Genomic DNA, 26,547 nt, shown 5'->3' on the forward strand with positions numbered 1-26,547 from the left:
AAGATAATACTTAGTTTGATTAGTTTACTCTCCTACTTGTTAAAAATTTCATCCTGATAATTTAAAATTATTAGGATGGATGTTTTTTTGGATTTATTTTTTTATTTTTGTTTTATTATTTAATTTTATAAAAATATAATTATCTTTTTATGCAACTTATAAGATAATATTAGATTTTAATGTAACTATCAAGGAAAAATATGTTTGATAAAATTCATTATTATTATTTTAATGCTAATTATGAAAAATGCTTAAACTTGAGTGAGCAATTTTTAAAAGAAAGTCCAAAATTTGCTTTAGAATTTGCTATGCTTTCTTCTTATAAACTTTCTCTTTTTCAAAAAGCTTTATATTATGCTCAAGAGCTTTTTTCTTTAAATCCTACAAGTTTTAATGGTCTTATGCTTGCTAAAAGCTATATTGAAAATTTAAGATTTGATGAAGCCTTGAATTTATTACAAACACTTTTAATTCGCAAAGATGATTTAGAGGATGAACTTAAGTTAGAATTGGCTTTTATTTATAAACTGGGTAATAAACTAGAAGAATCTGAACAAATTTTCAAAGAATTACTTTCTAAAGATATGTATAATCTTAATCTATGGAAAAATTATGCAGAAATTTATTTTAAACATGATTTTACGAAGGCATTAAATGCACATGAGCACTTGTGTCATTTTATGCAAGATTTGATTGATAAACTACAAAAAGGAATCATTGCTGAACAAACCAATCTTAATTTAGTCAAACTCGAAGATAGGCTTCATAGTAAAACCAAAGAAAATCTTACCATTTCTAAAATAGAAGATTTTTTAACTCATCAAATTTTACCCCAAAAAGCATACTTACTTTTTAAGCTTTTTAGAATATCTGATTCTTTAGAACTTTTTCAATCACTACAAGAAGCCAATCAACACCATGCACAGTTTTGGCAAAACTATGCTAAGGTCTTAGAATTTAACTCAAACTATCAAGAAGCTTATCATGCTTATAAAAAATGTCTTAGTTTGGATTCTCATGCAACCTATCAATTTGATTTGGCTTATCTTTTGATGCGTATGGGAGTGGATGATAATTTTGAAGAGGGCAAGAAATATTATGAAAGCAGATTATTTTATGCTCATAATGAAACTTTTTCTACTTATCATTATAATGAAAGCCTAAAAGCTTTTAATAAATTTGGCGTTGATGCTTTTAAAAATAAAGAAGTTTTAGTATTTTGCGAGCAAGGCTTTGGCGATACTATAATGTATGCAAGATGCTTAGAAAAACTTTGCAAAATCGCTTCAAAGGTTTTATTTGCTCCTCAAAGTGCCATGTATGAAATGTTTAAAAATCAAATCAAATTTTTAAATCAAAATAATGATATTTTTAAAAATGTAAAAGTTTTAAAAAATCTACCTACAAATTTTGATTATGCTATTCCTATTTGTTCTTTGCCTTTTTTTATTGATATTAAGCTTGATGAGATTTTACGATTAAAAACACCTATATTGCCACAGAAAAAACCGCATAATCAAAGAAAAAAACTTGGTATTTTTTATGCTACTCCTAATGCTGAAAATTCTGATTTATTAAGAAATGTAAAATTTGAATTTTTATTTGATGTATTAAAAGACTTAGATTATGAAATCATTTCTTTTCAAATGCAATTAAAAGAAGAATTACCTAAGGTAATAGAAGATAGAAGCAAGCTTATAAAAAATTGGAATGATACTCTAAATTATTTATATGATATTGACTGTATGCTTAGTATTGATAGTGCTATAGCGCATTTAAGTTTAGCTATGGATATTCCTACTATAGTTCTTTTACATCCTAGGTTTGATTGGCGTTGGGGAAAATTTGAAAATCCTAAAAGTTATTTTTGGCCAAAAGCAAAATGTTTTATCATAAAAGAACAAGAAGAAACAAAAAGGAATTTGCAAAAACTGATTAAAGATATTTTAAATTAAAGCTTAGTTTAAGAGCTTTAGGTGGAAAATTTGGTTTTTGATTTGCAAAAATTAAAAAATTGATTTTTAAACTAATCAAGGTATAATTTTAAAGTTAAAAATAAGGAATAACTATGCTCTATGTTTATATTAAAACTCAAAATGCTTTAGTTCAAAGAATCAACTTTAATCTCGATAGTCAAGAACTACCACAAAATATTTTATGGATTGATTTACTTCATCCAAGTGCAGCGGAAATTGCTTTTATATCAAGTGAATTTAATCTTGAGTTTCCTACAAAAGAAGAAAGAGAAGAAATAGAACTTAGTGCAAAATATTGGGAAGACAATGCGACAATAACCATCAATGCTCATTTTTTAGTAAGAGATCTTAAAAGCGATGAAGAAGATAGGAATTTAATCAAACTTCGCACAGAAATTGTTACTTTTGCTACAGCTAAAAATATCTTATTTACTATAAGATATAACGAATTTAGCACTTTTGAAGAAATTCAAGCAAGGATTTTAGCTAGTCCGAAGAATTTTGAAGATGGTTTTGATATTATTGATAAAATGTTTGAAGTGCGCGTTGAAAAAGATGCGGATTTACTAGAATGGATAGATAAAGAAGCAAGACGCTTAAGAACAAGTGTTTTAGAAAAAAAAGATGAATATAGTTATGATGAAATGCTAAAGGATATTTCAAGCTTACAAGAGCTTAATATGCGTGTAAGAGATTCTTTATTTGATAAACGTCGTGCTATGACTTCTTTACTAAAAAGCGATAAAATCGATAAAGATATAAAACAAAATCTCACTATAGTTTTAAAAGACTTAAATTCTTTGGTTGAATTTAGTGTTTCGCAACTTAATATCTTAGACAATATTCAAACCATTTTAGCTAGCCAAATCAACATAGAACAAAACAAAATCATTAAAATTTTTACCGTTGCAACTGTTGCCATGATGCCTCCTACTTTAATAGGAACTATTTATGGTATGAATTTTAAATTCATGCCAGAACTTGAACTTCACTATGCTTATCCCATAGTGCTTGGCGTGATGGTAATTTCTATCATTTTACCTTTGGTTGTTTTCAAGAAAAAAGGATGGTTATAAAAATTTATTAAGGAGGAACAATGGATACGATAAACATAGGAATTTTAACCCTAAGCGATAGAGCAAGTAGTGGTATATACGAAGATAAAGCTACTGCTGAAATTGAAAGAGTGTTAAATTCATATATAAAAAATGATATTATTTATCATAAAGAATTAATCCCTGATGATTATGATTTGATCATTAAAAAATTACTTTATCTAGTAGATGAAAAAAAATGCGATTTGATTGTTACAAGCGGAGGTACAGGTCCAGCACTTCGTGATGTAACCCCAGAAGCCACGGAAGCCGTGTGTGATAAAATGATGCCAGGTTTTGGAGAGCTTATGCGCTTAGAAAGTTTAAAATATGTCCCAACAGCCATACTTTCAAGACAGAGCGCAGGAATTCGCAATAAATCTTTTATCATTAATTTACCAGGAAATCCTAAAGCTATAAAAGAATGTCTAGAGCCTGTTTTTCCAGCTATACCTTATTGTATTGATTTAATAGAAGGTGCTTATATAGAAGCAAATGATGAAGTTATTAAGGTTTTTCGCCCTAAGAAAAAATGTCAAAATTAAAATTTATTAGCTCTGATAAGTCTGCTTAATTGTCTAGCAAGCAGACTTGCCGAAGCTTCATCTTTGCTTATCTTTTGCACTTTATTTTTAAACTTACAAAGTCTGTCATCTAAAATCACATTATTGATTGGAATTTTAGGCTTTTCTTTTTGCTTTTGTGAAATCTTTTTCTTAAAAAACATTCTTTAATCCTTTTTTATAAATATACATCAACTTAGTTGAAAAGAATATTATTTTAGATTTTAAGCTATTAACTTTATTTCATTATTTTAAGCTAAAATTCGCAAAAACTAATCAAGGAAAAATAATGACTTTAATTGCAATTTTATGTCTTTACACAGCACTTTTATCTTGGATTTCCTATACTCAAATTCGTTTCTTAGAAAGAGAAAAAGACAAACAAGCTCAAATTTTAAGCGAAAAAGACTATCAAAATGCAGCAGACATTGCCATCGAAAATGAAAAATTTAAACTATTTTCCAATTTTTATAATTTAATCATCAATATTGCATGGATAGGTTTTGGATTTTTATATCTTAAAGAATTACTTATCTCAAATAACACTCGTTTTGAAAATACTTTATTTTTATTATCTTTTTTAATAATCACAAGTATTTTAAATCTACCTTTAAGTATTTATGAAAGTTTTATCAAAGATAAAGCCCATGGTTTTTCAAATATGACTGTAAAACTTTTTATCAAAGACACTGTAAAAAGTCTTATTTTAACTTTAATATTTGGATTTTTAATCCTTTATGCTTTGCTTTTTTGCTATGATTTTTTTGGAACTTTTTGGTGGATTGTGGCCTTTATTTTTGCCTTTTGTATTATAGTGATTATAAATCTTATTTACCCTACCTTGATAGCACCTATTTTTAATAAAATGGAAAAACTAAACGATGAAAATTTGCTGAAAAAAATCAGCTCTTTAATGAAACAATGTGGGTTTAATGCAAATGGGGTTTATGTTATTGATGCAAGCAAAAGAGATAAACGTTTAAATGCTTATTTTGGTGGACTTTTTAAAAGCAAAAGAGTGGTTCTTTTTGATACATTATTAAAAGCTTTAAATGAAAGAGAACTTTTAGCTGTTTTAGGACACGAGCTTGGACATTTTGTTCATAAGGATGTTATCAAAGCTTTATTTAACGGTGCTATAACTATGTTTTTACTTTTTTTTGTTTTTGCAAATTTACCTGAATTTGTTTACTTAGAAAGTCATCTAGAAGGAGTAAATGGCGGTGTATTTGCTCTTTTATTTATCTTTGCAAATATTTTTAGCTTTTTAATCTCTCCTATACTTAATGCCTTAAGTAGAAAAAATGAATTTGCAGCTGATCAACACGGAGCTAAAGTTACAAGCAAAGAAGATATGAAAAATGCGTTGATAGCTCTAGCAAGAGAAAATAAAGCTTTTATCAAAACAAGTAAAATATATACATTTTTTTATCTCAGTCATCCAAGTATTAGCGATAGAATCAAGGCTCTTTCTTGACTATAAAAAATGCTCTTATAGAAGCTAAATCTAGCTTAAAAGGTTATGAAAATGGAGCAGTATTTATACTCTGTGAATATCTAAAAAAAGATAAAGCTTGGTTATTTTTAAACCAAGATATAAAAATAGATCACAAACCTTATTTTGAGCTTATAAGACGTTTTAAATCTGGAGAACCTTTTGAATATATATTTGAAAAAGTGGATTTTTGGGGCTTAGAATTTAAGATAAAAAAAGGCGTTCTAATCCCTCGTTACGATAGTGAAATTTTACTTTTTCAAATTTTAAATTTATGCAAAAAAAATACTTTTAATAAGATTTTAGAAATAGGATTTGGAAGCGGAATTTTAAGCATTGTTTTAGCCAAAGAACTTGGGTTAAAAATCACAGCCTGTGATATCAATCCTAAAGCCTTAGAATTAGCTTTAGAGAATGCCAAATTACACAAAGTCGAACATTTGATTGACTTTAAGCTTTGTAATTTTAAGCAAATTAAAGAAAATTATGATTTTATTTTTTCAAATCCACCTTATATTAAAAATTCATATCCTATAGATATTTGGGTACAAAAAGAACCCAAAGAAGCTTTATTTGGCGGAGAAAAAGGATATGAAATTCTAGAAGAAATCATACATTTTTCCCTCGATAAAAAAGTTAAATTTTTAGCTTGTGAATTTGGCTATGATCAAAAAGAAATTTTGGAAAAAATTTTATATCAAAATAATTTCATTGTTGATTTTTTCAAAGATGAACAAGGTTATAATCGTGCTTTTATAGCTAAATTTACAAATATGCGTTATGATAAAAAATAAAAGGAGAAACTTTTGAAAGCTGTTAATTTATTTTTACTTGCCTCCATCATAGGGGTTGAACTCATACTAGGAATAGTTGTTGCACCAACAATTTTTTTTCCTCAGAATCTTATAGGGGAAGGAGTGTTGAGCCATTTTCAAAGTGGCTTAATGATGACGCAAATTTTTATTAAAATGGGATATTTACTGATTTTTGTTTCAGTGGTTAATTTTTTATATGAAATTTATTCTCTTATAAAAAATGAAATAAAATTTCAAATAAAATTTTCAAAATTTATGCTAAGTTTGCTTATTTTGATTTTAAGCTTAATATTTGTTTTTTATTTTACTAATACCATAATTGAACTCCAAAACTTAGGTGAAAACGCTACAAAAACTCAAGAATTTATCAGTATCCATAATGCAAGTGAAGTGGTGATTAAAATCATCTTGATAATGCAAGTTTTTTTGTATTTCTTAAGCTTTAAAATAGCAAAAAAATGATAGAATATTAAATAAATCCAAAAAGAGAAGGAGTAGGCCATGATGATCTCTGATGCAACTATGATGCAACAAAATTACTATTTAAACAATGCACAAAAAGCTAGCGATAAAGCTTTAGAAAATATTGCAGCTGTTCGCGCAATAAGTGGAGTTGATAGTGCTAATTTAGCTATTGCTGATTCTTTAAGATCTCAATCAAGCACTATAGATCAAGGTATCGCAAATGCTTATGATGCTATAGGGGTTTTACAAATTGCAGATGCTAGCCTTACTAATATCTCTCAAAGTGCAGATAGACTTAATGAACTTTCAGTAAAAATGAACAATGCTGCACTTAATGATTCTCAAAAAGGAATGCTAAGAACAGAAGCAACACGCATACAAGAATCCATCAATGATTCTTTTAATAATGCAACTTATAATGGAAAAAATGTCTTTCAAACTATGAATTTTGTAGTAGGTAGCGGAACTGAAACTACAAATTTAAATCCATTAGCAACAGGTGGACTAAGCATAGATAATCAAGATAGTATTACAAATTTTATGGATCAACTTGGAAGTTTAAGAAGTGAAATAGGCTCAGGTATCAATGCCATCACATCAAATATTAATGCAAGTGTTCAAAATAGCATCAACTCAAAAGCAGCTGAAAATAATTTACTAAATAATGACATGGCAAAAAATGTTAATGATTTTAATGCCAATTATCTAAAAGAAAATGCTGCTGCTTTTATTGCTGCGCAATCCAACATGCAGCTTCAAAGCAAAATTGCTAATTTATTACAATAATATAAGCCCTAAATAGGGCTTATTTCTTTATCAAAATGACTTTAGAGCAAATTTTAGAAAAAACCAAAAACGTTCGTCTTGTAGCCGCAAGCAAGTATGTCGATGCAAGTATAATTGAAAAGCTTTTTGATCAAGGTATAGTAGAATTTGGAGAAAATCAAGTCCAAGCTCTAGCACAAAAAAAAGAAAATCTTGATGAAAAAAAATTAGACATAAAGTGGCATTTTATAGGAACTCTACAAAGCAACAAAATCAATCTCTTAATCAAACAAAAACCTATATTATGGCACTCTTGTAATGGTATTAAAATAGCTAAAGCTATGGACAAAAGACTTGATTATAAATTAAATACTTTATTAGAAATCAATAGTGCAAATGAAAATAGCAAAAGCGGTCTAGATCCAAATCAAGCTGTAGAAGAATATTTACAAATACAAGAAGAATGCTCTAATCTAAATCTTTGTGGCGTAATGAGCATAGGATCACACAGCCAAGATAAAGAAAGTATTATCAAAAGCTTTGAAACTACATTTAAAATTTATGAAATTCTTCAAAAACATGGGGCTAAAATTTGCTCTATGGGGATGAGTAATGATTTTGAAATTGCTATAAAATGCGGATCCAACTTAGTAAGACTTGGAAGCATTTTATTTAAAAATCTTAAGTAAGAACAATCTTACTTAAGCATATTTATTAGAAATTTCCTCTACTATACTATCAGAGATAATAAAATCTGTATGATAAAGCAAGCAAGATCCCGCGCTAATAACTTTTAAAACAAGTTTTTTATTGTTTTTTTCATTAGGATTATGTGCATTTCTAGCAATTTCATGAATTTCATAGATTAATTCTCTATTTAACCTTGTCAAATCTAGCTCTATGATATTTTTTTCAAATTCCTTAGGTTCTGCGGTAAAATGATTTTCTTCTTTATTTTTGAAATCTTTTTTTGCTCCAAATTTTTTTATAGCTTTAATCTCGCCATCTTCAAGACTTTGTAAATCTTTAATTGCTTTTAAAAAAAAGCTAGGCTTCTCCCCTCCCTCAGCTTTAAATCCCAATACAAAACCATAGGCATTATTTTTTAAATTTTCATCTTTGATGATGTTTTCTATTTCTTCTACATTGCTTTCAAATACAGTAGCATCAAACGAAGAATAATAATCCAAAATTTCAATTCTACCATAACGCTTATTATTTTTACTCATCATGGATTTGAAATCTTCAATTTTACCTATACTTAAAATTTCTCCATTATTTTTTAAACTTTCAAAATCTAAACTTTTAACATAATCTATGGCATTAATTTGCTCATAAAATCGATCTAAAGGATGGCCCGAAACATAAATTCCTAAAATTTCTTTTTCATATCCTAATTTTTCCATCACTTCAAATTCTTCATTTTTGGGAGTAAAATTTACTTGAACACCTGAAGTTAATTCCTCTTCACCAAAAAGAGAACTTGCAGCATTTTTTCTTACTTCAGCCATTTTACGCGATGCTTCGCTAAGATTTTCCATATTATCAAACAAAGCTTTTCTAGTAAAACCAAACTCATCAAAAGCCCCTGCCTTAATAAGACTTTCTAATGTTCTACGGTTTATTTTGGTAGGATCTATCTTACCTAAGAAATCATTAATATCCTTAAATTCTCCATCTTGTCTTGCTTCAAGTAAATTTTCAACTGCAGGAATACCCACACTTTTTATAGCCCCAAGTCCGTATATAATAGCATCCTTGCCATCTTGCTCTAAAGCACTAAATTCACGGATCGCTTTGTTAATCGATGGAGGTAAAAGTTTAATATTCATTTTTTTCATCTCATCAATATAAACAGCAATTTTATCCACATTGTTTTCTTCGCTTGTTAAAAGCGCTGCCATAAATTCACTAGGATAATAAGTTTTTAAATAAGCTGTTTGAAAAGTAATCAACGCATAAGCCGCAGAGTGAGATTTATTAAAACCATATCCTGCAAATTTTACGATAAGCTCCCATAAATCCTCAGCTTTTGCTCTATCATATCCTTGTTTTTCTGCTCCATCTGCAAAATCAGTCTTAAGCTTTTTCATCTTTTCAGGATCTTTTTTACCCATAGCACGACGCACTACATCAGCACCTCCTAAAGAAAAGCCACCTATAATTTGAACAATTTGCATAACCTGTTCTTGATAAACGATAACCCCATAAGTAGGCTCTAAAACCTTTTCTAAACTGTCAAAAGGATATTCTATACTTTTTAAACCATGCTTTCTGTCGATAAAATCATCAAGCATTCCTGATTCCATAGGGCCTGGACGATAAAGCGCAAGAACCGCAATGATATCTTCAAAACGCTCTGGTTTTAAGCGTGCATTTAAGCTTTGCATACCGTCTGATTCGATTTGAAAAATCCCTAAAGTATTTCCACTTTGTATGGTTTTATAAACTTTGCTATCATTTACATCTATAGTTTCCCAAATAATGTCTTTATTATAACGCTTTTTAATAAGCTTGATTGCATTATTGATTACTGTTAAGGTTTTAAGACCTAAAAAGTCAAATTTTATCAAATCCACATCTTCTAAATGATCTTTAGAATACTGCGTTACCAAATGTCTTTCATCATTTTTACTTTGTCTAAAAAGCGGAGTTTTCTTCCATAAACTTTCATTAGAAATTACAACACCCGCTGCGTGCATACCCGCATTGCGATTTAATCCTTCTAAAGCTCTTGCATATTCCCAAACTTCAGGACCTTTAGGATGACGATCAATAAATTCTTTGATTTTAGGTTCTTTTTCATAAGCAGCATCAAGAGTGATTTTAAGCTCTTCAGGCACAAGTTTAGCAAGCTCATCAGCATCTTGAATACTCATATCACAAACTCTAGCCACATCACGAATCACCCCTTTAGCTAAAAGCTTACCAAAGGTAATAACCTGTGCAACCTTATCTGCTCCATATTTATCAATCACATAATCAATCACTTCAGCACGTCTGTCTTGACAAAAATCCACATCAATATCAGGCATGCTCACACGCTCAGGATTTAAAAAACGCTCAAAAAGTAAACTATAAGGAATAGGATCTAAATCCGTAATCCTCAAACAATAAGAAACCAAACTTCCTGCAGCTGATCCTCTTCCAGGACCTACTGGAATGCCTTTATCTTTAGCCACTTTAATAAAATCATGAACAATAAGCATATAACCTGAAAATTTCATATTTTTAATGATATTAATTTCTACCTCAAGTCTTTGTTTGTATTCTTTATGCTTGCTTTCATCGATAAATTTTAATCTCTCTTCAAGTCCCTTTTTACAAAGCTCTTCAAAAACTATGTCATCATTATCAAAGCTAAATTCTTTTGTTTCTTCAGGCAAGGTAATATTATGATCTTTAGCATATTCTCTTGTAAATTTGAAATTCGGTGGAGTGGGATTGCCAAGATTAAGCTCTAAATTACATTTTTGCGCGATTTCTTGTGTATTTTCTATAGCTTCTGGAATATCTGCAAAAAGCTCACTCATTTGCTCAGGGCTTTTAACATAAAATTCATGCACACTATGACGCATTCTATCAGGGTCATTAAGTTTTTTTCCCATAGCTATACACATAAAAACCTCATGGGCAGCCGCTCTTTCTTTAAAAGTATAATGCGTATCATTTGTAGCAATGATTTTTATATTTAATTCTTTAGAAAGTCTGATAATATCATCATCTATCATTCTTTGATCACCTATACCATGACGCATGATTTCAAAATAAAAATCATCTTTAAAAACTTTTTTATACCATAATGCTGCTTCTTTTGCTGCTTCATAGCCTTTTGCACCAAAACGCACATTTCTTTCACTATAAGTATTTAAGTGCCAATTTACTTCACCTTGCAAGCAAGCAGAAGAACAAATAAGACCTTCGCTATATTTTTCTAAAAGCTTTTTATTGATACGCGGATAATAATACAAACCTTTAATATAACTTTGAGAACTTAAATACATTAAATTTTGATATCCGATCTCATTTTTTGCATACAAACAAAGGTGAAAACGCTGACGAGAACTTTTATCATCTAATTCATCGTGATTATGTAAATACGCTTCCATACCAATGATAGGTTTTAAACCTTGTGCTTTCATTGTTTGATAAAAATCAATTGCCCCAAACATATTTCCATGATCTGTCATAGCAACACTTGTAGCACCCTGCTCTTTTAAAGTCAAAGCTAATTCTTTAAGCTTATTAGCTCCATCAAGCAAAGAATATTCTGTATGTAAATGCAAGTGTGTAAATTGACTCATTTTCTTCCTTTAGTTTTTTAAGGCTTATTTTAATTTTGATAAAAATTATAAATTTTTCTCGCTGAATTTGAAAGAAATTGACCCTAAATTTCAACTTAAATTTTACAAAAAAGGCAAAAATTCAGCCAAAATAAACTATAATAAAAATTTAAGATTTTAATCTTAAATAAAATAAACTTTTCAAAGGATGAAATGATGAAAGTAAAAATTGCTTATTGCAATCTTTGAAATTATCGCCCACAAGCTGCAAGGGTTGCAGAAGAACTACAAAGCGATTTCAAAGATGTTGAAGTAGAATTTGAAATTGGCGACAGAGGTGATTTTATCGTTGAAGTAGACGGAAAAGTTATCTTCTCTAAAACACAACTTATTAATTGCGAAAGTGAAAGATTTCCATATCAAAATGAAATTAATCAATTAATAAAAAATAGAGTGTAATCAAACACTCTATCATAATATTTTCTCATATTCCTTGCCAATATATATGTTTTGCTCATACTCGATAATAGGACGCTTAATACAGCTTGGATTTTCTAATACAATTTTCTCAAGTTCTTTTTCATTTAAACTTTTAACTTTTTCTTTGTTTAAACCAAGTTTTTTAGAAGTTAATCCAGCAGTATTGATAAGATCTTCAAAAGATTTTTGTTTTAACCATGTGTATAAAATATCTTGATTAATCTTTTTAATATCCATAAAATCAAATACAACACCTTTTTGTGTTAAAGCATCCATAGCTTTCTTTACAGAATTACAATTTTTAATACCATAAAGTTTCATTTTCTAGCCTTTTTTACTAAATCTGCAATTAAAAAAGCAAGCTCTAATGCTTGATCCGCATTAAGCCTTGGATCGCATTGAGTCTCATAACGATCTTCTAAGCTTTGAGCAGTAACATTGCTTGCACCACCTGTGCATTCTGTTACATCTTTTCCGGTCATTTCAAGATGCACTCCACCTGGATAAATCCCTTCGCTTATTGCAATCTCAAAAAAAGATCCCACTTCTTGCATGATTTTATCAAACTCACGTGTTTTAAAATTACCTGCTTTTACTGTATTTCCATGCATAGGATCTATGCTGTATACTAAATTTAAACCTTCACTTTTAAGTTTGGAGAAAATTTTTGGCAAATTATTGATAATTTTATCTGCACCCATGCGGATAATAATATTTAATCTTCCTTCTTCATTATTTGGATTTAAAACATTTGCTAAAGCTATGATATCATCAGCACTTGCACTAGGTCCTATTTTAACCCCTAAAGGATTTTTTACTCCTCTTAAAAAATGTACATGAGCTTCATCAAGCGCCCTTGTTCTTTCACCTATCCAAAGCATGTGAGCTGAACAATCGTAAATTTCTCCACTTAAACTATCCACTCTAGTTAAAGCTTCTTCATAAGGCAAAAGCAAAGCTTCATGTGAAGTATAAACACTAACTTCTCTTAGACTCGGAGTATTACTTGTATTAATCCCACAAGCTTCCATAAAAGCCAAAGCTTGTGAAATTTTTTCACTGATATCAGTATATTGCTTATGGAGTTCACTCTTTTTTAAAAACCTCAAATTCCAACGATGCACTTCATGCAAATCTGCTAAACCACCCTTAGCAAATCCGCGCAACAAATTTAGCGTTGTTGCACTTTGATAATAAGCTTCAAGCATTCTATGAGGATCAGGAATGCGCGCTTGTTCGCTAAATTCAAAACCATTAATAATATCACCACGATAACTAGGAAGACTTATACCATTTAACTCTTCAAAATCACTACTTCTTGGCTTGGCAAACTGCCCTGCAATACGACCAATTTTTACAACAGGACATCCACCGGCAAATGTAAGCACTATAGCCATTTGAAGTAAAATCTTAAACATGTCACGGATATTTACAGCGCCAAAATTTTCAAAGCTTTCAGCACAATCTCCACCTTGAAGTAAAAAAGCTTCTTTTTTACAAACTCTTGCTAAAGACTTTTGAAGATTTCTCACTTCTCCAGCAAAAACCAAAGGAGGAAGTTTCTCAAGTCTTGCTAAAACTCTATTCATTTCCTCTTGATCTGGATAGATAGGTTGCTGTTTTATGGGATAGTTTTTCCAAGAATTCTTAGTCCACATGGTTTTTTCTTTCGTTTTATTGATCAGCTTCCTCTATAAGTTGAATAACCAAAAGGAGAAAGGGTTATTGGAACATGATAATGTTTTTGATCTTTAGAAAGCTCAAAACTTACCTCTACAAAAGGATAAAAAGTATTTATTTTGTGTGATGTGTAATAGTCTTTTGTAAAAAATTTAAGCTTATAAATTCCAAAAGCCCTATTTTCAGCTTTTTCATATGGTAATAAATCCCCTATTCTACCATTTTCTTCGGTAAATTCTTCACTTACTTTTTTCCACTGTTGATTTGCTTCCAACTTATAAAGCTCAACTTTTACTTTAGGAGCGGGTTGTCCAGAAGTAATATCCAAGACATGAGTGCTTAATTGATATTCAGTAGCACTCAAAAACATTGGCACGCTTGCTAATATTAATAAAGTTTTTTTAATAGAAAACATTTTCTCTCCTTATATAATATTTACAAGGAATATTATATAAGAGCATTATTAATAATTAAAATCAAATAATAAAAATTATAAATTAATTATAATTATTTAATTGTTAGACTTATAATAAAAAATAATTATAAATTATTTTTTAAGCTCTTTAATACGTGCTGCTTTACCGCGTCTATCTCTTAAGTAGAATAATCTTGCACGGCGTACACGACCACGACGCAAAACAATAATACTTTCCAAACTCTCACTATAAATAGGGAAAATTCTCTCAACGCCAACATTATTAGCACCCATTTTACGTACGATAAAAGTTTCGCTTACGCCATTACCTCTTCTAGCAATACAAATACCCTCAAAATTTTGGATTCTTGTTTTATCTCCTTCTTTGATACGAATTGCAAGCTTTAAAGTATCACCAGCACGAAAATCTGGAACATTTTTACCTTCAATTTGTTTTGCTTCAAATTGTTCTATATATTTATTTTTCATAAAAATCCCTTATTTTTTGCGTTCATGCTCTAAAAATAAATCTGGACGAAAAAATTTCGTTTTGCAAGACGCCAAAGTAGTTTTTAAACTTGCAATTCTAGCGTGATTACCCTTTAAAAACTCTGAAGGAGTATAAAATTTTTGATTTTTTTTCTCAAAAATAAAAGGTTTTGAAAAAGCAGGTGCTTCGAGTAAATTATTTTCAAAGCTTTCTTCTTCCAAACTTTCCATATTCCCTAAAACCCCGTTAACATTTCTTAAAATCGCATCACACATTACAAGCGCAGGTAATTCTCCTCCTGTTAAAATAAAATCCCCTATGCTAAAAACTTCATTCCCAAAAATTTCAAGCACTCTTTCATCTATACCTTCATAGCGCCCACATACAAAAACTATGTGTTCTTTTTTACTTAAGCGTTTGGCGTCTTTTTGATTAAAAGTTTTACCACTTGGATTTAAAAAAATAAAATAGGGATTTTCTTTTTTTTCTTGAATACTTTTTAACACCTCATACATAGGTTCAGCTTGCATCAAAAGTCCAGCTCCACCACCTATTTTATAATCATCGACTTTATGATAAGAATTTTTAGAAAAATCTCTTGGGTTATAAAAATTAAGTTTGAAAAGTTTTTTTTCTTTTGCTCTTGCAAGTATAGAATCCTGAAAGTAAAATTCCATAAGATTAGGGAATAAAGAAACGAAACTAAATTTCATGAATTTTCTAAAATTAAAAAAGCATCTTGCGTGCAAAAAATCTGTCGTTTTTCTATATCTATATTTTTAACAAATTTATCTAGATACGGAATAAAAAATATTTTAGAATATTTTTTATTCACCCATTTTTCATCACTTTGAATTTCAAATAAATAAGAAGCTCCAGTTTCCAAGATATCAACAACTTTACCTAATCTTTTATCTTCTTCAAAAACTTCACACTCTAAAATATCAAAATAAAAAAACTCATCTTTTTTTAATTTACAAGTTTGTCTGCTTTTCTCGATACTCTGAAAAAGAATAAGATTGGTTAATTCTTTAGCTTTTTCTATATCTTCATAATTCTCAAATAAAACAGTAGAATTGCTTGCATTATAATGCTTAATCTTTAATATTTCTTTGGTATTTTTTATAAAAAAGGTAGCATCTTTTTTAAATTGAGAAGAAAAGTCGCTCAGGTTATGCAATTTTACATAACCCTTAAGACCCACAGTTTTACCAAGTTTTGCAACTTGAACAAAATCTTTTTCACTCAAGTGCTTTTACCGTTACCCTATAAGAACTTGCATCCTTGCTCTTATAAGCAGAGATTACGGTTTTTATAGCATTGATCATTTTTCCATTTTTACCTATAAGCTTACCTGTATCAACCTTATGTGCAAAAAGAACAATCTCAAAAAAATTTTCACTTAATTCAATTTTTTGAGTGTTAATCTGTTCAGGATAATCTGCAATTAATTTTGCGTATTCCCTAAGAAAATTCTCTACCATGATTATTTGCTAGTGATAGAAGCAACTTTATCGCTAAGTTTTGCACCAACACTTTTCCAATAAGCTAAACGCTCTGCATCAACTTTAATTACCTCAGGTTCTACCATAGGATTATAATATCCAATACTTTCTATCCAACCACCATCGCGACGTTTTCTACTGTCTGTAACCACAATACGATAAAATGGTCTTTTAGTTCTACCCATTCTTGTAAGTCTAATAACTGTCATTTATACTCCTTAAAAATTAAAAATTTTATTTATAGATACTATAAAAAGTATTTATAAATAAAATTTAAAATTGTCTTCTAGCTTGGCTCATCATTTGTGTCAAATTCTCCATTCCTTTTTTGCCTGAAAATCTTTTTGCAAGTTTTGCTGCATTACTAAATTGTTTTAAAAAACGATTGACTTCTACCTGAGAAAGACCTGCTCCCTCTGCTATACGACGTTTTCTAGCATTATTTAACAAATCAGGATTTTCTCTTTCTTTTGGAGTCATTGAAGAAATCATTGCCTTAATATGTATAATCTCTTTAGAATTATCCAAATCTATATCTTTTACCGCATTTGCCATTCCGCCAAGCCCTGGTATCATACCGATTAAAGACTTCATACTTCCTAATTTTTTAATACTTTCCATTTGGTTAAGAAAATCATTAAAATTAAATTCACCTTTTTTGATTTTTTGATTGAGTTTTTTAGCTTCTTTTTCATCAATCACTGCAGCAGTTTTTTCAGCTAAAGTAGCCAAATCACCCTCGCCCATGATACGACTTACTATGCGATCTGGTATAAAAACTTCTAAATCTGCTACTTTTTCACCTACACCAATAAATCTTAAAGGAATACCGATTTGTTTTGCTATACCTAAGGCTACTCCACCTTTAGTATCTGCATCAAATTTTGATAAAATTACCCCGCTGATACCTAAAACTTCATTAAAACTAGCCGCAGTCTTAACCCCATCTTGACCACTCATTGCATCAGCAACATAGAAAATCTCATCAGGATTTAAAACATCCTTAACTGCTTTTAATTCATTCATCAAAGTCTCATCTATAGCCAAACGCCCAGCAGTATCCACAAGCAAAACATCCACCATAGAACTTTCAGCCTTTTTTAAAGCCTCTTTAGCAACCCTAATAGGATCTTTTTCATTTTCTATGAAGAAAAGTTCAATTTCATTAGCTTCACAAAGTTGTCTTAGCTGCTCCACTGCCGCTAAACGCTGTAAATCACAAGCTGCAACTAAAACTTTTTTATTGCGTAATTTTAAATAATTTGCAAGTTTGATAGTGCTTGTAGTCTTACCGCCCCCTTGCAAACCTGCCATTAGAACTACTGTTGGGGGTTTAGAAGCAAAAACAAAACCTTGATTTTTGCTATTGACACTTAAAATATTTTCTAAATTTACTTTAATGGCATTTAAAAATTGTTTTTGACCTATTCCGTTTTGCTTTACATCTTCTTCTATCGAAGTCAAAAGCTCTTTAGTTACCTTATGGTGAACATCTGCTTTTAAAAGAGCTTTTTTTAAGGTTTCTAAAGCGTTCTTAAGTGCTTTTTCATCATCAACAAAACGTAATTTATTAATCGCTGATTTAAAAGATTCGCTAACTAACTCAAACACTTTATCACCTTTCTATAAAATTTTTAATTAAACCTTGCATTATACAAAATTTTTTCTTAAATGGCTTTAAAAATCTAAATTTTTTATCTCAAAGCCAACTTTTGCAAAACTATTATCTAGCTCAGCCTTAAAATAATAATCAAAAATTTTAATTTCATAACTATGTAAATACATTCTATCGCTTGAAATTTTAGCATATTTTTCATCACCTACAACGCCATGTTTTATAAATTTAGCATGCGCTCTGATTTGATGAGTTCTACCTGTTTGAATGACTATTTTTGCTAAGGTTTTTTTTGACTGCAACATAATAGGAGTAATGATACTTAAGGCACTTAAACCATCTTTTGAAACTTTACTTAATGCTCCACATTTTGCTTTTATGGTAAAAATAGGCTCATTCACTTCAACCTCTTCAGCCAAAACCCCATCTAAAACCGCAATATAACTTTTATAAACTCTGTGTTTTTTAAATTCTTCTATACAAAGCTTTCTAAAATCTTCATCTTTGCAAAGCAAAATCACACCGCTTGTTTCTTTGTCTAAACGATTTAAAAGCTTGGCATTAAATTTTTTCTCCAAGTCTTCACTCACATAAGCGTAAGGTTTATTAATAGCAATAATCTTATCATCTTCAAAAATAATTTGAGGATTTTTGGTTTTTATCACATTAAATCTTGCCTTATCGTTCATCAAAGCTCTAGCAACCACAACTTTTTTTCCATGTGAAAAAACACAACCCTTATCAATCAAATCTTTAGCTTCACGATTTGAAATTTTTTCTTGCAAAGCTAAGAGTTTATAAGCTTTTTCTTGCATCAATTCCCTTTTGTATAGTTTGCATGATAAGATCTAAATTTTCTTTTTTGGAAATTTTAGCTTTTAAATTTAAATAATGGATTTTATCATTTAAATCTTTTAAATTTTCACAAAAATATACATTTTCTACTTCTTCAAACAAAGCCTTTTGATTGTGAATAAATTTCCCGCTGATTAATACATTGTCAAAATATGCCACTTCTATAGGATTATGTCCTCCTATACCTTCTATGAAAGAACCTCCAAGCACAACAACATCAGAAATTGCATAAAAATTTACAAGCTCCCCTAAAGTATCTAAAAGTAAAATTTTTTTAGAAAATTTCTTATTTTCATCTTTTAAAGAACTAAATTTTTCAAATTCTAAACCTTTGTTTAAAAGTAAATTTTCAACTTCTTTAAAACGCTCAGGGTGTCGTGGGGCGATAATGAGTTTTTCATTTTCTTCTAGTTTAAAATGATCAAGTAAAAGCTCTTCTTCATCTTTATGAGTACTAGCAAAAATGATAAGTTTTTCCTTAGGTTTGGTATAAATTTTATTATTTTTAATTTCTAAATTTGCCTTAATATTTTTAAAAATTTTAACATTTTTAGCTCCCAAACTTTCAAGTCTTACTTTATCTAATTCACTTTGAGCAAAAACTTCATCAATATAAGAAAAAATTTTTTTATAAAAAAAAGAAAATTTTTGATAAGAATGATAAGATTTATCAGATATTCTCGCATTAAGCAAAATAATCTTAGCCTTATAAATACGTGCCATAAAAACAAGCATAAGCCAATATTCTGCTTCAAAAATTACCAAAACCTTACAAGGATTAAACCAAAAAGGCAAAAAATTTTCAAAAGCAAGATAATTTACCTTTTTACAAAATTCTTTTGCACATTCAAAACCTGTTTGAGTAATAGTAGTTATTCTTGAATCAAATTTCAAAACCAAAGCTTTAATACTTCTTACCTCCCCGTAAGAACAAGCATGAAAATGTACATCAGCTTTTTCTTGATGTAAATTTTTATAAAGAAAAAATCGAGATTTTAAACTAATTTTGTATTTGGATTTTAAAAAAGAAAGCAAAAGAATAAAGACGGCACAAAATAAAAATGCCGTCCAAGTTAAAAAATAATAAAAAAAGATCAATTTTGCTCTTCTTGCTCTTTATAAAGAATTCTTCCACAATGAGGACAAGTTACAATCTCTTCACCTTTTACAACAGACAGATAAGTCTTATCGTAAATTTTCATAAAACATCCATAGCATGCTTGTTTTTTAACAGGAACTACAGCAGTATTTTTCGCCCATTTGCGAATTTTCTCATAAAAACTTAAAACTTTTTGATTCATCTCGCCCACAAGTTTGGTTTTTTTATCATAAACACTCATTCTATCTTTTTCAAGAACTTCCATTTCAGATTTAATGCTTACTCTAATCTCATTAATATTTTGCTCTTGTTTGATTTTTTCTTCTTCAAGTTCTTTTTTATAAGTTTCTTTATTCTCTAAAATTTTATCTAGTCTTACAATTTCATCATTTGCAGCGTCTAATTGCTCTTTTGCAATATCTTCTTCAATTTTTAAAGCATTAGCTTCTTTTTCTGTTTTTACTGCACCACTTTTTTTAGAAAGCTCTTTAATTTTTGCTGAAAACTCGGAAATATGAGCATTATTTTGCACTTTTTGATTTTCTATATCTTTAATTTCTTCATCGATTTTTTCTAAATCTGTGTTGATTTTTCCTATTTTTAACTCAGCATCTTTTAAAGTCTTATTAATACTGTCTATTTTTGGTTCATAACTATCAATTTCTTGATCTATTTTTGATAAAAGCACTAATTGTTCGAGATATTTATTCATTTATTTTCCTTAAAAATATTGAAATGGATTTTTTGAAACTGTTATTATAACTTGTAGCGGCAAATTTTTCAAGTCTTTTGCTAAACATTGAGAAAAATATCTCTCACTTTCAAAATGACCTAAATCAATAAGACTGATTTGATTACTAAGCGCCTCTAAAGCTTGATGATATTTAAAATCTCCACTTAAAAAACAATCCGCATCTACTTTAGAAATTAAATCCCCGCCACTTCCAGTACATATAGCAATACGCTTAATGTCTTTTTTACCACAATCACTTACACGTAAAATTTGTAAATTTAACTTTTTTTTCACCCAGTCACACAAAGCTTCAAAAGACATAGAATTTTCTACATAAATCAAAAATTCGTCTTTAAAAGAAATTTTAAAACCTAAAATTTCTTCCGCAAAATAAGTATTTAAATGACTTAAATCGTAATTTGTATGCATGCTGATTAAAGAAATATTTTTACAAATCATTTCTTTAATAAAAGCCCTAGGATAAGCCTTATCATACAAATTTTTTAAACCTTTAAATATCAAAGGATGGTGTGTGATAATTAAAGAATTTTCACTCGCTTCTTTAATGATATTTTCATCAATATCTAAACTTAAATAAACAGTTGAAATTTCACTATCCCTATCTCCAAGCAAAATTCCACTATTATCCCATGATTCTTGGATATTAAAGGGACTTAATTGATCTAAAAAATTATAAATTTCACTCAGCTTCATTTAAATTTTTCTTATAAATTTCAGCACAATTTTTTGAAAGCTCACGAATTTTTAACATATAATCTTGTCTTTGTGCTACAGAAATTGCTCCTCTTGCATCTAAAAGATTAAAAGTATGTGCAGCAAGCATACAATAATCATAAGCAGGTAAAGCTAGTCCTTGTTCTAAAATATTTTTACATTCTTTGTAAGAATTTTCAAACTGCTCATTTAAGATTTTAACATCACTTACTTCAAAATTGTATTTACTAAATTCATATTCACTTTGCTTATGCACATCTGCGTATTTAATTTTTTCTCCATTAAATTCACTCCAAACTATATCATAAACATTATCAACATTTTGAAGATACATGGCTATTCTTTCAAGGCCATAGGTAATTTCAGCACTTACTAAATCTACTGCTATACCGCCAACTTGCTGAAAATAAGTAAATTGAGTAACCTCCATACCATCAAGCCATACTTCCCAGCCTAAACCCCAAGCACCCAAACTTGGACTCTCCCAATTATCTTCAACAAAACGAATATCATGACTTTTTAAATCAAAACCCAAATTTTCAAGACTTTTAAGATATAATTCTTGAATATTATCAGGGCTAGGTTTAATCAAAACTTGAAATTGATAATAAGCACCTAAGCGATTAGGATTTTCACCATAACGTCCATCAGTAGGCCTTCTACTTGGAGCCACATAAGCAGCTGCCCAAGGTTTTTTTCCTAAACTTCTTAAAAAAGTTGCTGGATGAAAGGTTCCTGCACCTGCTGGCATATCATAAGGTTGCATAATCGCACAACCTTGCTCTTGCCAATAATTTTGTAAATTAAGTATCATTTGTGAAAAAGTCATTGTATCTCTCTTTATCGTTCCATATTTTCAATAGGTTTTTCTAAATTTTTATTCATTTCCAAATCAGGCTCTGTCTTAGCTCCAAAAATTTCTGCAGTTTTACTCCACATTAATTTATATTTACGTTTGAGAAATTCTATCTCTTCACGCGCATGTTTTAACTCATTGTTTAAGGTTTCTATAGTTTTTCTATCTTCATCATAAAGTTCTTGCATAGAATAAAGAGCATCTTTTAAAAATTTATTCTCATTTTTTAATGCTTCAAGTGTTTCATCTTTAGCATCTAAAACTTTTTCATGTAAATTTAAAATAGTTCCTATTGTTTTTTCAACAAAACTTTCCCCTGCTAAAGTCATTGAATTTACCATTGCAGGTTGAGATTTTGCAGCACTAGGCACCACACTAAAAGTACCTTGATGAGCTTCGATGTAAATTTTACCCTCTTCTTCTTTAAAATTTAAAGCCCCATTAGCCATCATACCTTTAACCACATCTTCATTTAAATGCACAAGTTTACAAAATTCTTCAAGTTCAAGATAGGTTTGCATTTTTATCCCTTATAATAAAACTTCTACTTCTTTTGAATCAGATACAAGTTTTTTTTCTTTTTCAAGACGATCTTCTTTAAGTTTTTGTGCTAAATCAACATCATAAATAGCTAAAATTTGCATAGCCAAATAAGCAGCATTGATTGCTCCAGCCTTACCAATAGCTAAAGTTCCTACAGGAATTCCACTAGGCATTTGCACCGTAGAAAACAAAGAATCCATACTTGCAAGATTACTTCCTGGCATAGGCACTCCTAAAACAGGTTTTGTGGTATAAGCTGCAACAGCTCCAGCCAAATGCGCTGCCATTCCAGCTGCTGCTATAAAAACTTTCGCACCTTTTTCTTCAGCATTTGTAATATACTCTTTTGTTCTTTTTGGGCTACGATGAGCTGATGAGATAATAAGTTCATACTTTACCCCAAAACTTTCTAAAGTTTTAGCAGCCTCTTTCATAGTCTCATAATCACTCTTGCTTCCCATTAAAATAGAAACAAAATTCATCTATATTTCCTTTCTTAAAAAACTTAATGCACTGATTTTACTTGGTAATTGAATTTCATGTTCATTACCGCTATGAATTTCACTAAATTCTTTATTGTTTTTAGCAATGAGTTTTTTAAACTCTATAAAATATTTATCCTCTTTTTGATAAATTTTACCTAGTTCATTGTCACAAGTTTGAATCACATCGCCTAAAGGAGCTAAAATTTCATAAGGCGTATTTAAAACGATTTTTCCTTTGCATTTAAAAAAGCTTCCATCTTCGCTTATAGCATGCACTTGATGAGAGCCTTCTTCTATGCTTGTATTATGATTTTGTGTGTCGGTTTTTTCTAAAGGACGCGAAACAAGATAGCCATCTGTAAAACCACGATTCTTAAGCGTAGCAATCTCTTTTTCATACTTGTTTGACTCAAACTTACCCTCTAAAACATCCTGTATAGCCATTTTATAAGTTCTTGTTGTAAGCGCAACATAATATTCGCTTTTGGTGCGTCCTTCTATCTTAAAAGCACTGATACAATTTTCTTGCATGATTTTTTCTATATAAGAACAAAGATTTAAATCTTTGGAATTAAAAACATGAGTACCATTTTCATCTTCTTCTAAACGAAATAAAGTACCATTTTCTGGATTTTTAGCATAAAGCTCATAATTAAATCTGCAATCATTTGCACAAGATCCACGATTACTCATTCTTCCACTTTGCACAGAGCTTATTAAACAACGCCCAGAATAAGCAAAACACATAGAACCATGCACAAAGGCTTCAAGTTCAATATCGCAATTTTCTTTTAAAGCTTTAGCATCTTTAAGCCCTAATTCTCTCGCAATTACAACCCTTTTAGCGCCCATATCCTTATAAACTTGAGCATCTAAATAATTTAAAATATTCGCCTGAGTAGAAACATGTAAAGAAATTTCAGGTGCAAGCTCTTTAACAAGACGCATAGTTCCAACAGAAGCTACAATAAAAGCATCGGGTTTCATCTCACGTAATTTTAATATATGTCTTTTTAAGCCTTCAATTTGAGAGCTTAGATGAAAACCATTTAAAGTGACATAAATTTTTTTACCACGCTCATGGGTATATTTAATAGCTTCTTCAAAACTTTCATAATTAAATTCTCTTGCAGTACGTGATCTTAAAGAAAAATTATTCACACCCGCATAAACCGCATCTGCACCATAAGCTAAAGCAATTTTTAATTTTGTGAAATTTCCTGCAGGAGCTACTATTTCAGGAATGATCATTTTTGCCCTAAACTTGCAATTAAAGCTTCTATATCATCATTACTTACAACATCAGTAGTGCTATCACCTTCAATATGCACTGCAGAACTTACACGTTTTTTATCATCAATTTTACCTTCAAATAAAGAACTCATATAACGGCTTAAAGCACGCATTACATTAATAACACGTTCGATTTTTTGACGATGTATATCTTGATACTGCATTGCATCCATTGCCATCATCACTTCATCTTGTCCGCTTTGAAGATTTCCGACAATCTCCCTAGAACTTTTTTTAGCTTGATTGTTTAATTCTAAAGCTTCACTGAAACTTTCTACATTAGGAAATTTTTCATTAAGTTTGGAAAAAATATCAATATTTTTTTCTATTGCTTTATTTATTTCTTTGAGTAAACTTTCAGAATCCGCAAAAAAATTATTAATACTTTCAAGCTTATCCATCATTTCCGTTGCTTTAAGCTCGCTATCTTTTGTAACATCATCTAACTGATGTACAACTTTATGTTCCTGATTTGGTGGGGGTGGTGGCCATACTACACTAGGATTAGGTTTGTAATCAGCTATTTTGACATCTTCTAACATCAAAGCATCTTCTTCGGTATTCGATTCTTCGGTTTTTACCTCTGCTTCTGTCTCTGAATCAAGATCAACATCACCATTCATCAAAGCATCAAGCTCTTCTTGAGTCATTTTTTTCCCTTTTTTAAATCTAGATTTTCAATAATTGCTTAAAATTATAATCAATTTTATCTAAAACAAAAATATAAATTTTTATTTTTTAATCTTTTTAAATTAAATTTTTAAATTTATTAAAAAAAATATATTAATTAAATCTTAATTAAAAATTTTAAGATATAATTTTATAAATTTAATTACATAAAGGAGTAAAAATATGGGAAAATTTGTTAATAATATAGATGATTTTTTCAAATTTTGCAAACAAAATGAAGTGCTTTTTGTTGATTTTCGTTTTACAGATATGATAGGAACTTGGCATCATATTACCTATAATCTTCATGCAATCAATGAAGAAACATTTCAAACTGGCATTCCATTTGATGGAAGCTCAATCCATGGATGGCAACCTATAGAAAAATCAGATATGATTTTAAAACCTGATGCTCAAAGTGCTTTTTTAGATCCTTTTACAGCTGATCCTACTATCATAGTATTTTGTGATGTGTATGATATTTACAAAGGACAAATGTATGAAAAATGTCCAAGAAGCATAGCAAAAAAAGCAATGGAACACCTTAAAAATAGTGGCATAGCTGATACTGCTTACTTTGGACCAGAAAATGAATTCTTTGTTTTTGATAGTGTAAAAATAGTTGATACTACTCATTGTTCTAAGTATGAAGTTGATACCGAAGAAGGAGAGTGGAATGATGATAGAGAATTTACCGATAGCTACAATACTGGACACAGGCCAAGAAACAAAGGTGGATATTTTCCAGTTCAGCCAATTGATTCTTTAGTAGATATTCGTTCTGAAATGGTTCAAACCCTTGAAAAAGTAGGTCTTAAAACTTTTGTTCATCATCATGAAGTTGCACAAGGACAAGCTGAAATAGGAGTAAATTTTGGCACGCTTGTAGAAGCAGCTGACAATGTTCAAATTTATAAATATGTTGTAAAAATGGTAGCTCATTTAAATGGCAAAACTGCCACTTTTATGCCAAAACCTTTATACGGAGATAATGGCAATGGTATGCATGTTCATATGAGCTTATGGAAAGATGGGGTAAATTTATTTTACGATAAAGATGGATACAGTGGACTTAGTCAAACTGCTATAAATTATATAGGTGGAATTTTAAAAAATGCTAGAAGTGTCGCAGCTTTTACAAATCCAAGTTCCAACTCTTACAAAAGAATAGTTCCTGGCTTTGAAGCTCCTTGTATTTTAACTTATTCTTGTCAAAACAGATCAGCAAGTTGTCGCGTTCCTTATGGCATAGGTAAAAATTCAGCTCGTATAGAAATTCGCTTCCCTGATAGTACTGCTAATCCTTATTTAGCTTTTGCTAGTCTTTTAATGGCAGGGCTTGATGGAATCAAAAATAAAACCATTCCTGTAGGTCCTATGGATGAAAATTTATTTGATCTTACTTTGGATGAAATACGTGAAAAAGGGATAGAGCAATTACCACATACTCTAAGAGGAAGTTTAGAAGCTTTAATCCGACATAATTCTTATTTAAAACCTGTAATGAGCGATATTTTTATCGATGACTATCAGCATTTAAAATTTGAAACACAAGTTTGGCCAGTAGAAGCTCGTCCAACTGCTTATGAATTTAAAACTTGCTACTCTTGCTAAAAATTTAATGGCGTTTAACACGCC

At 29.8% G+C, this 26,547-nt stretch carries 30 protein-coding genes; 10 read left to right on the forward strand and 20 right to left on the reverse strand.

Annotation, left to right across the window (positions count from 1 at the left end):
- Positions 1-200 precede the first annotated feature (200 nt).
- The 3 genes from AJ884_RS03050 to mog all read left to right on the forward strand — a co-directional run bounded on the left by AJ884_RS03050 (position 201) and on the right by mog (position 3,615).
- A complete protein-coding gene (locus tag AJ884_RS03050) occupies positions 201-1,955 on the forward strand; it encodes a hypothetical protein (protein WP_070286387.1) in 1,755 nt (584 codons plus the stop codon).
- 113 nt (positions 1,956-2,068) lie between these two features.
- Entirely contained in the window at positions 2,069-3,052 is a 984-nt protein-coding gene (gene corA, locus AJ884_RS03055) for a magnesium/cobalt transporter CorA (protein WP_070276184.1), read from the forward strand.
- A gap of 20 nt (positions 3,053-3,072) precedes the next feature.
- Positions 3,073-3,615 carry a molybdopterin adenylyltransferase gene (gene mog / locus AJ884_RS03060; protein ID WP_044778931.1) on the forward strand — a complete coding sequence of 181 codons (543 nt, stop codon included), beginning with the start codon at positions 3,073-3,075 and terminating at the stop codon, positions 3,613-3,615.
- Here the strand turns inward: mog and AJ884_RS03065 are convergent.
- The gene (locus AJ884_RS03065) at positions 3,612-3,797 is read right to left on the reverse strand and encodes a hypothetical protein (RefSeq protein WP_044778932.1); all 186 of its coding nucleotides are present in this window, start codon (positions 3,795-3,797) and stop codon (positions 3,612-3,614) included. The two genes, mog and AJ884_RS03065, sit on opposite strands and share 4 nt — an antisense overlap.
- 125 nt (positions 3,798-3,922) lie before the next feature.
- Between AJ884_RS03065 and AJ884_RS03070 the strand changes: the two genes are divergently transcribed.
- Genes AJ884_RS03070 through AJ884_RS03090 form a run of 5 tightly spaced genes read left to right on the forward strand, consistent with a single transcriptional unit; the run spans position 3,923 to position 7,862 of the window.
- Positions 3,923-5,110, forward strand: coding sequence for a M48 family metallopeptidase (locus AJ884_RS03070; protein WP_004305587.1), 1,188 nt, complete (start codon positions 3,923-3,925; stop codon positions 5,108-5,110).
- On the forward strand, positions 5,107-5,922 hold the full coding sequence (locus AJ884_RS03075) for a HemK/PrmC family methyltransferase (protein ID WP_070286432.1): 816 nt from the start codon (positions 5,107-5,109) through the stop codon (positions 5,920-5,922). Before AJ884_RS03070 ends, AJ884_RS03075 begins: the two co-directional genes overlap by 4 nt.
- 12 nt (positions 5,923-5,934) lie before the next feature.
- Positions 5,935-6,405 carry a DUF4149 domain-containing protein gene (locus AJ884_RS03080; protein WP_070277474.1) on the forward strand — a complete coding sequence of 157 codons (471 nt, stop codon included), beginning with the start codon at positions 5,935-5,937 and terminating at the stop codon, positions 6,403-6,405.
- 39 nt (positions 6,406-6,444) lie between these two features.
- Positions 6,445-7,194, forward strand: coding sequence for a flagellin C (gene flaC / locus AJ884_RS03085; protein ID WP_070277473.1), 750 nt, complete (start codon positions 6,445-6,447; stop codon positions 7,192-7,194).
- Positions 7,195-7,229: 35 nt separating this feature from the next.
- Positions 7,230-7,862 carry a YggS family pyridoxal phosphate-dependent enzyme gene (locus tag AJ884_RS03090; RefSeq protein WP_002855231.1) on the forward strand — a complete coding sequence of 211 codons (633 nt, stop codon included), beginning with the start codon at positions 7,230-7,232 and terminating at the stop codon, positions 7,860-7,862.
- 12 nt (positions 7,863-7,874) lie between these two features.
- On the opposite strand, the gene dnaE is transcribed toward AJ884_RS03090, so the two are convergent.
- Complete coding sequence (gene dnaE / locus AJ884_RS03095; RefSeq protein WP_004305583.1) at positions 7,875-11,477, reverse strand: DNA polymerase III subunit alpha; 3,603 nt, start codon at positions 11,475-11,477, stop codon at positions 7,875-7,877.
- 195 nt (positions 11,478-11,672) lie between these two features.
- Here dnaE and AJ884_RS09580 point away from each other — a divergent pair, with 195 nt between their 5' ends.
- On the forward strand, positions 11,673-11,915 hold the full coding sequence (locus AJ884_RS09580; protein WP_257841545.1) for a SelT/SelW/SelH family (seleno)protein: 243 nt from the start codon (positions 11,673-11,675) through the stop codon (positions 11,913-11,915).
- 12 nt (positions 11,916-11,927) lie between these two features.
- Here AJ884_RS09580 and AJ884_RS03100 read toward each other — a convergent pair whose 3' ends face one another.
- The 18 genes from AJ884_RS03100 to AJ884_RS03185 all read right to left on the reverse strand — a co-directional run bounded on the left by AJ884_RS03100 (position 11,928) and on the right by AJ884_RS03185 (position 24,890).
- Positions 11,928-12,257 (reverse strand): ArsC/Spx/MgsR family protein, encoded by a 330-nt coding sequence (locus AJ884_RS03100; protein WP_002861397.1) that lies wholly within the window; start codon positions 12,255-12,257, stop codon positions 11,928-11,930.
- Positions 12,254-13,594 carry a class II 3-deoxy-7-phosphoheptulonate synthase gene (locus AJ884_RS03105; RefSeq protein ID WP_002861396.1) on the reverse strand — a complete coding sequence of 447 codons (1,341 nt, stop codon included), beginning with the start codon at positions 13,592-13,594 and terminating at the stop codon, positions 12,254-12,256. Before AJ884_RS03105 ends, AJ884_RS03100 begins: the two co-directional genes overlap by 4 nt.
- Positions 13,595-13,617: 23 nt before the next feature.
- Positions 13,618-14,031 carry a hydroxyisourate hydrolase gene (uraH, locus tag AJ884_RS03110; RefSeq protein WP_002852246.1) on the reverse strand — a complete coding sequence of 138 codons (414 nt, stop codon included), beginning with the start codon at positions 14,029-14,031 and terminating at the stop codon, positions 13,618-13,620.
- Positions 14,032-14,163: 132 nt separating this feature from the next.
- Positions 14,164-14,520, reverse strand: a complete 357-nt coding sequence (gene rplS, locus AJ884_RS03115) for a 50S ribosomal protein L19 (protein ID WP_002861395.1) — start codon at positions 14,518-14,520, stop codon at positions 14,164-14,166.
- Positions 14,521-14,529: 9 nt separating this feature from the next.
- Entirely contained in the window at positions 14,530-15,234 is a 705-nt protein-coding gene (gene trmD / locus AJ884_RS03120) for a tRNA (guanosine(37)-N1)-methyltransferase TrmD (protein ID WP_053872575.1), read from the reverse strand.
- Positions 15,231-15,770: a ribosome maturation factor RimM gene (gene rimM, locus AJ884_RS03125; RefSeq protein WP_053872574.1), complete on the reverse strand. Its 540-nt coding sequence runs from the start codon at positions 15,768-15,770 to the stop codon at positions 15,231-15,233. The genes trmD and rimM overlap by 4 nt, the downstream gene beginning before the upstream one ends.
- Complete coding sequence (locus AJ884_RS03130) at positions 15,763-16,005, reverse strand: KH domain-containing protein (RefSeq protein WP_002861392.1); 243 nt, start codon at positions 16,003-16,005, stop codon at positions 15,763-15,765. Before AJ884_RS03130 ends, rimM begins: the two co-directional genes overlap by 8 nt.
- 2 nt (positions 16,006-16,007) lie before the next feature.
- The gene (rpsP, locus tag AJ884_RS03135) at positions 16,008-16,235 is read right to left on the reverse strand and encodes a 30S ribosomal protein S16 (protein WP_002852274.1); all 228 of its coding nucleotides are present in this window, start codon (positions 16,233-16,235) and stop codon (positions 16,008-16,010) included.
- A 64-nt stretch (positions 16,236-16,299) separates the two neighbouring features.
- Entirely contained in the window at positions 16,300-17,637 is a 1,338-nt protein-coding gene (gene ffh / locus AJ884_RS03140; RefSeq protein ID WP_070233227.1) for a signal recognition particle protein, read from the reverse strand.
- A gap of 66 nt (positions 17,638-17,703) precedes the next feature.
- Complete coding sequence (locus AJ884_RS03145; protein WP_053872572.1) at positions 17,704-18,456, reverse strand: RluA family pseudouridine synthase; 753 nt, start codon at positions 18,454-18,456, stop codon at positions 17,704-17,706.
- Entirely contained in the window at positions 18,437-19,594 is a 1,158-nt protein-coding gene (gene waaA, locus AJ884_RS03150; protein WP_004305574.1) for a lipid IV(A) 3-deoxy-D-manno-octulosonic acid transferase, read from the reverse strand. Before waaA ends, AJ884_RS03145 begins: the two co-directional genes overlap by 20 nt.
- On the reverse strand, positions 19,591-20,307 hold the full coding sequence (locus AJ884_RS03155) for a zinc ribbon domain-containing protein (protein ID WP_002888864.1): 717 nt from the start codon (positions 20,305-20,307) through the stop codon (positions 19,591-19,593). Before AJ884_RS03155 ends, waaA begins: the two co-directional genes overlap by 4 nt.
- Positions 20,308-20,316: 9 nt before the next feature.
- Positions 20,317-21,042: a Nif3-like dinuclear metal center hexameric protein gene (locus AJ884_RS03160; protein WP_002932958.1), complete on the reverse strand. Its 726-nt coding sequence runs from the start codon at positions 21,040-21,042 to the stop codon at positions 20,317-20,319.
- Positions 21,029-21,892, reverse strand: coding sequence for a glycine--tRNA ligase subunit alpha (glyQ, locus tag AJ884_RS03165; RefSeq protein WP_002852069.1), 864 nt, complete (start codon positions 21,890-21,892; stop codon positions 21,029-21,031). Before glyQ ends, AJ884_RS03160 begins: the two co-directional genes overlap by 14 nt.
- Before the next feature lie 11 nt (positions 21,893-21,903).
- Positions 21,904-22,440, reverse strand: coding sequence for a DUF3972 domain-containing protein (locus AJ884_RS03170; protein ID WP_004305571.1), 537 nt, complete (start codon positions 22,438-22,440; stop codon positions 21,904-21,906).
- A gap of 9 nt (positions 22,441-22,449) precedes the next feature.
- Positions 22,450-22,944, reverse strand: a complete 495-nt coding sequence (purE, locus tag AJ884_RS03175; protein ID WP_070274961.1) for a 5-(carboxyamino)imidazole ribonucleotide mutase — start codon at positions 22,942-22,944, stop codon at positions 22,450-22,452.
- Positions 22,945-24,198, reverse strand: coding sequence for a peptidase U32 family protein (locus AJ884_RS03180; protein ID WP_044780520.1), 1,254 nt, complete (start codon positions 24,196-24,198; stop codon positions 22,945-22,947). It abuts the gene before it with no gap.
- Positions 24,195-24,890, reverse strand: a complete 696-nt coding sequence (locus AJ884_RS03185) for a chemotaxis protein (RefSeq protein ID WP_044794184.1) — start codon at positions 24,888-24,890, stop codon at positions 24,195-24,197. Before AJ884_RS03185 ends, AJ884_RS03180 begins: the two co-directional genes overlap by 4 nt.
- Before the next feature lie 202 nt (positions 24,891-25,092).
- On the opposite strand from AJ884_RS03185, the gene glnA reads away from it, so the two are divergent.
- Positions 25,093-26,523, forward strand: coding sequence for a type I glutamate--ammonia ligase (glnA, locus tag AJ884_RS03190; protein WP_070233216.1), 1,431 nt, complete (start codon positions 25,093-25,095; stop codon positions 26,521-26,523).
- Positions 26,524-26,547 lie beyond the last annotated feature (24 nt).

Source organism: Campylobacter sp. BCW_6463 (assembly GCF_001762785.1).
GTDB classification, from domain to species: Bacteria; Campylobacterota; Campylobacteria; order Campylobacterales; family Campylobacteraceae; genus Campylobacter_D; species Campylobacter_D jejuni.

Excerpts from the sequence above, each read along its gene's own strand:
- rpsP (WP_002852274.1), bottom strand. The coding sequence starts at position 16,235 with ATGACAGTTATTAGACTTACAAGAATGGGTAGAACTAAAAGACCATTT.
- AJ884_RS03070 (WP_004305587.1), top strand. The coding sequence starts at position 3,923 with ATGACTTTAATTGCAATTTTATGTCTTTACACAGCACTTTTATCTTGG.
- AJ884_RS03050 (WP_070286387.1), top strand. The coding sequence starts at position 201 with ATGTTTGATAAAATTCATTATTATTATTTTAATGCTAATTATGAAAAA.
- corA (WP_070276184.1), top strand. The coding sequence starts at position 2,069 with ATGCTCTATGTTTATATTAAAACTCAAAATGCTTTAGTTCAAAGAATC.
- AJ884_RS03090 (WP_002855231.1), top strand. The coding sequence starts at position 7,230 with ATGACTTTAGAGCAAATTTTAGAAAAAACCAAAAACGTTCGTCTTGTA.
- AJ884_RS03170 (WP_004305571.1), bottom strand. The coding sequence starts at position 22,440 with ATGCAAACCTATCTTGAACTTGAAGAATTTTGTAAACTTGTGCATTTA.
- AJ884_RS03155 (WP_002888864.1), bottom strand. The coding sequence starts at position 20,307 with ATGAATAAATATCTCGAACAATTAGTGCTTTTATCAAAAATAGATCAA.
- rplS (WP_002861395.1), bottom strand. The coding sequence starts at position 14,520 with ATGAAAAATAAATATATAGAACAATTTGAAGCAAAACAAATTGAAGGT.
- trmD (WP_053872575.1), bottom strand. The coding sequence starts at position 15,234 with ATGAAATTTAGTTTCGTTTCTTTATTCCCTAATCTTATGGAATTTTAC.
- AJ884_RS03130 (WP_002861392.1), bottom strand. The coding sequence starts at position 16,005 with ATGGTAGAGAATTTTCTTAGGGAATACGCAAAATTAATTGCAGATTAT.
- AJ884_RS03160 (WP_002932958.1), bottom strand. The coding sequence starts at position 21,042 with ATGAAGCTGAGTGAAATTTATAATTTTTTAGATCAATTAAGTCCCTTT.
- uraH (WP_002852246.1), bottom strand. The coding sequence starts at position 14,031 with ATGTTTTCTATTAAAAAAACTTTATTAATATTAGCAAGCGTGCCAATG.
- AJ884_RS03100 (WP_002861397.1), bottom strand. The coding sequence starts at position 12,257 with ATGAAACTTTATGGTATTAAAAATTGTAATTCTGTAAAGAAAGCTATG.
- AJ884_RS03145 (WP_053872572.1), bottom strand. The coding sequence starts at position 18,456 with ATGCAAGAAAAAGCTTATAAACTCTTAGCTTTGCAAGAAAAAATTTCA.
- dnaE (WP_004305583.1), bottom strand. The coding sequence starts at position 11,477 with ATGAGTCAATTTACACACTTGCATTTACATACAGAATATTCTTTGCTT.
- glyQ (WP_002852069.1), bottom strand. The coding sequence starts at position 21,892 with ATGACTTTTTCACAAATGATACTTAATTTACAAAATTATTGGCAAGAG.
- AJ884_RS03185 (WP_044794184.1), bottom strand. The coding sequence starts at position 24,890 with ATGACTCAAGAAGAGCTTGATGCTTTGATGAATGGTGATGTTGATCTT.
- flaC (WP_070277473.1), top strand. The coding sequence starts at position 6,445 with ATGATGATCTCTGATGCAACTATGATGCAACAAAATTACTATTTAAAC.
- AJ884_RS03105 (WP_002861396.1), bottom strand. The coding sequence starts at position 13,594 with ATGTGGACTAAGAATTCTTGGAAAAACTATCCCATAAAACAGCAACCT.
- AJ884_RS03065 (WP_044778932.1), bottom strand. The coding sequence starts at position 3,797 with ATGTTTTTTAAGAAAAAGATTTCACAAAAGCAAAAAGAAAAGCCTAAA.
- AJ884_RS03180 (WP_044780520.1), bottom strand. The coding sequence starts at position 24,198 with ATGATCATTCCTGAAATAGTAGCTCCTGCAGGAAATTTCACAAAATTA.
- glnA (WP_070233216.1), top strand. The coding sequence starts at position 25,093 with ATGGGAAAATTTGTTAATAATATAGATGATTTTTTCAAATTTTGCAAA.
- purE (WP_070274961.1), bottom strand. The coding sequence starts at position 22,944 with ATGAATTTTGTTTCTATTTTAATGGGAAGCAAGAGTGATTATGAGACT.
- mog (WP_044778931.1), top strand. The coding sequence starts at position 3,073 with ATGGATACGATAAACATAGGAATTTTAACCCTAAGCGATAGAGCAAGT.